This window comes from Streptomyces sp. Isolate_45, from assembly GCF_024721315.2.
In the GTDB taxonomy this organism is placed as follows: Bacteria; Actinomycetota; Actinomycetes; order Streptomycetales; family Streptomycetaceae; genus Streptomyces.
This window is the reverse complement of record NZ_JANFAK020000405.1, coordinates 1-534: the sequence shown is the minus strand read 5'-3', so window position 1 is coordinate 534 and position 534 is coordinate 1. Positions and strand designations below refer to the sequence as shown.

At 69.1% G+C, this 534-nt stretch carries 1 protein-coding gene; it reads left to right on the top strand.

Going from position 1 to position 534, the window contains the following annotated elements; all coding sequences use genetic code 11:
* Positions 1 to 534, top strand: a 534-nt coding sequence (locus tag NOD94_RS41330; protein WP_281211381.1) for a condensation domain-containing protein, incomplete at both ends; no start/stop codon positions are given.

The window sequence follows — 534 nt, the reverse complement described above, 5'->3', positions numbered from 1 at the left end:
GCCTCGCTGTTCCGGATCTCCGACGAGGAGCACGTGCTGCTCCTCCTGATCCACCACATCGCCAGCGACGCCTGGTCCCGCACCCCCCTCGCCCACGACCTCACCACCGCCTACACCACCCGAACCACCAACGGCACAGCCCCCAACTGGGCCCCTCTCCCCGCCCAATACGCCGACTACGCCCTCTGGCAACGCACCCTCCTCGGCAACGACACCGACCCCAACAGCACCGCCGGCCGACAGCTCACGCACTGGAAGAACACCCTCGCCGACCTCCCCGAACAACTCGACCTCCCCACCGACCGACCCCGCCCCGCCACCGCGAGCCAAGCCGGCGACCGCATCACCTTCACCATCCCGACCCCCACCCACCAACAACTCACCGAACTCGCCCGCACCACCAACACCAGCACCTTCATGGTTCTCCAAACCGCCCTCACCACCCTCCTCACCCGACTCGGCGCAGGCACCGACATCCCCATCGGCACCCCCATCGCCGGCCGCACCGACGACGCCACCGACCACCTCATCGGC